At 58.1% G+C, this 5,268-nt stretch carries 6 protein-coding genes and 2 tRNA genes; 7 read left to right on the top strand and 1 reads right to left on the bottom strand.

Going from position 1 to position 5,268, the window contains the following annotated elements; all coding sequences use genetic code 11:
- Nucleotides 1–75: 75 nt before the first annotated feature.
- The 3 genes from ACQRAP_RS08460 to proC all read left to right on the top strand — a co-directional run bounded on the left by ACQRAP_RS08460 (nt 76) and on the right by proC (nt 2,335).
- Nucleotides 76–1,014, top strand: a complete 939-nt coding sequence (locus tag ACQRAP_RS08460; RefSeq protein ID WP_117848150.1) for an SPFH domain-containing protein — start codon at nt 76–78, stop codon at nt 1,012–1,014.
- Between the two features lie 6 nt (nt 1,015–1,020).
- A complete protein-coding gene (rlmH, locus tag ACQRAP_RS08465; protein WP_370450649.1) occupies nt 1,021–1,491 on the top strand; it encodes a 23S rRNA (pseudouridine(1915)-N(3))-methyltransferase RlmH in 471 nt (156 codons plus the stop codon).
- A gap of 73 nt (nt 1,492–1,564) precedes the next feature.
- On the top strand, nt 1,565–2,335 hold the full coding sequence (gene proC / locus ACQRAP_RS08470; protein WP_427795388.1) for a pyrroline-5-carboxylate reductase: 771 nt from the start codon (nt 1,565–1,567) through the stop codon (nt 2,333–2,335).
- 156 nt (nt 2,336–2,491) lie between these two features.
- On the opposite strand, the gene ACQRAP_RS08475 is transcribed toward proC, so the two are convergent.
- Nucleotides 2,492–2,665: a DUF6724 family protein gene (locus ACQRAP_RS08475; RefSeq protein ID WP_195838594.1), complete on the bottom strand. Its 174-nt coding sequence runs from the start codon at nt 2,663–2,665 to the stop codon at nt 2,492–2,494.
- Between the two features lie 111 nt (nt 2,666–2,776).
- Between ACQRAP_RS08475 and serS the strand changes: the two genes are divergently transcribed.
- The 4 genes from serS to ACQRAP_RS08495 all read left to right on the top strand — a co-directional run bounded on the left by serS (nt 2,777) and on the right by ACQRAP_RS08495 (nt 5,191).
- The gene (gene serS, locus ACQRAP_RS08480) at nt 2,777–4,060 is read left to right on the top strand and encodes a serine--tRNA ligase (protein WP_118080822.1); all 1,284 of its coding nucleotides are present in this window, start codon (nt 2,777–2,779) and stop codon (nt 4,058–4,060) included.
- A gap of 172 nt (nt 4,061–4,232) precedes the next feature.
- The gene (locus ACQRAP_RS08485) at nt 4,233–4,610 is read left to right on the top strand and encodes a hypothetical protein (protein ID WP_427729165.1); all 378 of its coding nucleotides are present in this window, start codon (nt 4,233–4,235) and stop codon (nt 4,608–4,610) included.
- A gap of 74 nt (nt 4,611–4,684) precedes the next feature.
- Nucleotides 4,685–4,761 (top strand) — tRNA-Arg (locus tag ACQRAP_RS08490).
- 353 nt (nt 4,762–5,114) lie between these two features.
- Nucleotides 5,115–5,191: transfer RNA gene (locus ACQRAP_RS08495), tRNA-Arg, on the top strand.
- Nucleotides 5,192–5,268: the final 77 nt, after the last annotated feature.

The following is a 5,268-nucleotide window of genomic DNA, read 5'->3' on the forward strand; positions in this document are numbered from 1 at the left end:
GGCCTCCTGATGGTGTCACATGGCTGCTTTGTGCGGGTATCCTAGTGCCAACGTGTGCCCATCGGAGGAGAGACCATGCTGTTATCCGGTATTATCGCTGCCCTTACGAGCCTTCTGCTTCCCATCATCATTTTGTTGCTACTGCTTCCCAACGCCTGCTATGTCGTTGAACAGCAGCATGCTGTGATCATCGAGCGCCTGGGCAAGTTTAACCGCATCGTCAACGCGGGTTTCCACATGAAGGTGCCCGTGATCGACCGCAAGGCCGCCACAGTGAGTCTGCGCACCATGAAAAACGGTTTTGGGATCGACGTTAAGACCCAGGACAACGTGACTATCGGCCTTGAGGTCTCTGCTCAGTACCACGTGAGCTATGACATGGGAGCCGGCCCGGCAGATTCGGGCATCTACAAGAGCTACTACATGCTGCAGGAGCCCGTCGACCAGATGCGCGACTTCATTACCGATGCCCTGCGCTCTTCCATCCCTGTCTATACCCTTGATGAGGTCTTTGCCAAGAAGGATGACATCGCCAAGGACGTCAACGCCACCGTATCCGAGCAGATGGCCGCCTACGGCTTTACCCTCGTGTCGACGCTCATCACCAAGATCGCGCTGCCGACCGAGGTCGAGAACTCTATGAATGACATCAACGCCGCCCAGCGTAAGCGCGCTGCTGCGCAGGAACTCGCTGAGGCCGACCGCATCAAGCGCGTTACCGAGGCGACCGCCGAGGCCGAGGCAATGGAAAAGGCGGGCGAAGGTATCGCCAACCAGCGCAAGGCCATCGCGCTGGGTATCAAGGATTCGCTCGAGATTATCCAGGAGACGGGCGTCGGCAACGATGAGGCCAACCAGCTGTTCATGTTTACGCAATGGTCCGAGATGATGACGGAGTTCGCTCGCACGGGTAAAACATCGACGGTCGTGCTGCCGAGCGACTTTTCGCAGTCGGCCTCTATGTTCGAGCAGATGCTGACCGCCGGCAAAGTTCAAAACGATTCGAAGGAGTAGGCGCGCGTGAAGTGCACCGTTGTATGCGTCGGTAAGCTCAAAGAGCGTTTTTGGAAGGATGCCTGCGCCGAGTACACCAAGCGCCTGGGCGCCTATGCCAAGGTGGATATGCGCGAGGTGGCCGATATCGACCCGGCCAAGGCGGGCGGCGTGGATGCCGCGCGCGACAAGGAGGGAGCGGCGATTCTTGCAGCCCTGCCGCCCCGAGCGCATGTGATCCTGCTGGCCATTGAGGGCAAAGAGCGCTCGAGTGAGGAACTCTCGGCGCGGCTCGATGATCTTATGTTGCGAGGCAACAGCGACATCGCCTTTGTGATTGGCGGATCGGACGGCGTGAGCGACGATGTTCGCTCACGAGCTGACGAAATGCTCAGCTTTGGACGCATTACCTTGCCGCATAACTTGGCGCGCGTGGTGCTGCTGGAGCAGGTCTACCGCGCCTGCAAGATTAGCCGTGGTGAGCCGTATCACAAATAGGTCGGCAACACGAAACAATGCCGTGGGACAATAGCTCTCGATTTGAAGAACCTGTCTGAGAGGACTATGAGATATGAAAATTGGATTTGTCGGTTTTGGCAATATGGCGAGCGCTATGGCCGATGGCTGGATTGCCGCCGGTGTGGCTGCGAGCGACATGTGTGCCTGCGCGGGCCGCTACGATGCCCTGGTTGAGCGCTGTGAGGCGCGTGGGATACTTGCCTGTCGTGATGCGGCGGAGGTTGTCGCTGTATCCGATACCGTGGTTGCTGCGGTCAAGCCGTACATGATCGAGAAGGTCTTCGCTCCGCTCAAGGATACTCTTGCCGATAAGGTCGTCCTTTCGGTCGCCTGGGCTTGGGACAGTGCCAAGTGGGAGCAGGTCCTGCCGGGTGTCGCGCACATCTCGACGGTCCCCAATACACCGGTTTCGGTGGGCGAGGGCGTCATCGCCTGCGAGAAGTCCTCTACGCTCAACGGTGAGCAGCGTGCCGTGGTGCTCGATCTGCTCGGAAAGATTGGCACTGTCGTTGAGCTCGATACGAGCTTGCTGTTTGTGGGCGGTACCGTGGGCGGTTGCGCCCCGGCATTTGTTGCCATGGCGATTGAGGCCCTGGGCGACGCGGCCGTCAAGCACGGCATTCCGCGCGCCGACGCCTATCGCATTGTGAGCCAGATGGTTCTGGGTACGGCGAAACTGCAGCTTGCAACTGGGCAGCATCCTGCGGCGATGAAGGATGCCGTGTGCTCGCCCGGCGGCGCAACCATCAAGGGCGTCGTCGCGCTCGAGGACGCCGGCATGCGCAGCGCCCTGGTCAAGGCCATCGACGCCACCCTTCAGTAAACCTGCCATTTAGGGACAGGTTTATTTTGGCAGGTTTTTCCTGCGGTTTTATCTCTATAGCGAAAAGCGCCCCGCAACCGGGTTGATACCGGTTGCGGGGCGCTTGCGTTTGCCCAGATAAAACCGACCAAAATAAACCTGTCCCTAAATGGCAGGTTAGTCCCAGAAGCTGTCTTGATCTTCTTCGGATTTGGGCCCGCGGTCGACGTAGAGCTTATGGGTGCGCTTCTCCATTACAAAGGCAAGAATCGCAAACAGCAGGATGCCGCCGGCGAAAAGGATGGCAAAACCGGTGCGGGTGCCAAACAAAAAGGAAAAAACTGCGTCCATTGGGTGCCTTCTTGCGTAGTTGAGTTGGGTCGTAAACGCTCATAAGTATATACTTGCCCATACATGTACAAGGTTGCAACCTAAATGGAATGTATATCACCGGAGGATCTAATGCTTGATATCAAGTTTGTTCGCGAGAACCCCGATGCCATCGATACCGCCATGGCTAACCGCCAGACGTCTTGGGATCGCGAGAAGTTCTTTGAGCTCGACGATGAGCGTCGTGCCGTCATCACCGAGGTCGAGGAGCTCCAGGCCACGCGTAATGCCGAGTCCAAGAAGATCGGCGCCCTGATGAAGGAGGGCAAGAAGGACGAGGCCGAGGCCGCCAAGGAGGCCGTGCGCGCCGTCAACGAGAAGATCGACGGTCTGGCCGAGCGCCGCACCGCTCTCGAGCAGGAGCAGTACGACTTTATGGCTCACCTGCCCAACATTCCCTGCGAGGCCACCCCGTACGGCAAGGACGAGGACGAGAACATCGAGCGCCGTCGTTGGGGCACCCCGCGTGAGTTCGACTTCGACTTTAAACCGCACTGGGATCTGGGCACCGACCTCGACATCCTCGACTTCGAGCGCGGCAACAAGCTCTCCGGTAGCCGCTTCACCGTTCTCGGTGGCGCCGGCGCCCGTCTGGAGCGCGCCCTCATCAACTTCTTCCTCGATACGCACACCAGCCGTGGTTTTAAGGAGTGGTGGCCGCCCATCGTCGTCAAGCGCCAGACCATGTTTGGCACGGGCCAGCTGCCCAAGTTCGAGGACGACGCCTATCATGTCTCGGGCGATAACTTCCTGATCCCCACCGCCGAGGTCGTGCTTACCAACCTGCACGCCGGCGAGGTTCTCGATGCCGACACCCTGCCGCGCCGCTACACCGCCTTCACCCCCTGCTTCCGCGAGGAGGCCGGCTCCGCTGGTCGCGACACCCGCGGCATCATCCGCCAGCACGAGTTCGACAAGGTCGAGATGGTCAAGTTTGCCAAGCCGGAGGAGTCCGACGAGGAGCTCGAGAGCATGACCGCCGAGGCCGAGTTCCTGCTTCAGCAGCTGGGTCTTCCGTATCGCGTGATTAGCCTGTGCACCGGCGACCTGGGCTTCTCTGCCCGTCAGACCTACGACATCGAGGTCTGGCTGCCGAGCTACAACGCCTACAAGGAGATTAGCTCCTGCTCCAACTGCGGCGACTTCCAGGCTCGCCGCGCCAACATCAAGTATCGCGATCCCGAGAACTTCAAGGGCTCGCGCTACCTGCACACCCTTAACGGTTCCGGTCTGCCGGCTGGCCGCACTATGGCCGCCATTCTGGAGAACTACCAGAACGCCGACGGCACCATTACGATCCCCGAGGTTCTGCGTCCTTACATGGGCGGCCTCGAGAAGATCGAGCCGGTCGCGTAGGTTTGCTGCATAAGCGATTTTCGGGGGCGCCCCTATCCGGGGCGCCTTTTTTGTGCGCGGAGCCTTACCATGCCGCGCGGACAGCTCAATAGAAAATACACGAACAAATGTTCTGTATACGGTCGTCTACCTGCTATGCTTTTACTAGATACGAGCGAGAGAAGGGGATGTGATGGACCTGTTTGATGAGCGGGTAGTTTTGTTTGAGAGCGATGAAGGTGGGGAGCACCTGCTAGTTACGTGTGAGCCATCGGGTATGGGTGGCTTGGTGGTGAGGCAAACGAGCGAGGGTCCGTTGACCCAATGGTGCTTTGAGGAGTCACCACATGTAGTTGAGACCTTTGTGACGCACAAAGGGCTTACAACACTCGAACGGTTCTATGGAGTCGGGACTTCTAACCAGGTGGCACGCATGCTGAGTATCTCGTTTGCCGAGTATGATTGCGCCCAGCGGGTGCGCTCGCTATTGAGGGATCTCGGTGTTGGGTTCGATGTGGTTGAAAAGCCGATCGATCGTATGGGAAACGGTGATACATGCGGAGCTGCATGAGGAAAATGGTCTAGAAAAAAATCAAGATTGTGCTTGACTCCAATTAACTAAAATGGTTTCATATGTCTTGCGCTGCGGCGTTACCTCAGCTGGATAGAGGGTCTGACTACGAATCAGAACGTCATAGGTTCGAATCCTATACGCCGCACCAATCGAACTTGAAGCCTCCGGCAACGGGGGCTTTTCTTTTTTGGAAGCCATGCAGGGATTCGAACCTCGGTCGAGGCGCGAGCGTAAAGAAAACGCGAAGCGTTTTTAGCGAGCGGGCGAGCGCGCCGGCAGGCGGGCGAAGCCGGTGCGGATCCGCGAAGCGGATGCGCGGAATCCTATACGCCGCACCAATCGAACTTGAAGCCTCCGGCAACGGGGGCTTTTCTTTTTTGGAAGCCATGCATGGATTCGAACCTCGGTCGAGGCGCGAGCAGCATAATCACCACATCGTAAAATTTTTTCAAATTGTCGCTTGACCCGTCGGGGCCTCGCGTGCATAATAATCCGTGCGTTGCGGCGTTACCTCAGCTGGATAGAGGGTCTGACTACGAATCAGAACGTCATAGGTTCGAATCCTATACGCCGCACCAATTGACTTTAAAGCTCCCGGCAACGGGGGCTTTTCTTTTTTGGAAGCCATGCATGGATTCGAACCTCGGTCGAGGCG

The sequence above is a fragment of the Collinsella sp. SGI.180 genome (assembly GCF_050313455.1).
Classification (GTDB): Bacteria; Actinomycetota; Coriobacteriia; order Coriobacteriales; family Coriobacteriaceae; genus Collinsella.

Bases quoted from the DNA above. Each gene is read 5' to 3' on its own strand.
- ACQRAP_RS08485 (WP_427729165.1), top strand. From the start codon at position 4,233: ATGGACCTGTTTGATGAGCGGGTAGTTTTGTTTGAGAGCGATGAAGGT.
- serS (WP_118080822.1), top strand. From the start codon at position 2,777: ATGCTTGATATCAAGTTTGTTCGCGAGAACCCCGATGCCATCGATACC.
- ACQRAP_RS08460 (WP_117848150.1), top strand. From the start codon at position 76: ATGCTGTTATCCGGTATTATCGCTGCCCTTACGAGCCTTCTGCTTCCC.
- proC (WP_427795388.1), top strand. From the start codon at position 1,565: ATGAAAATTGGATTTGTCGGTTTTGGCAATATGGCGAGCGCTATGGCC.
- ACQRAP_RS08475 (WP_195838594.1), bottom strand. From the start codon at position 2,665: ATGGACGCAGTTTTTTCCTTTTTGTTTGGCACCCGCACCGGTTTTGCC.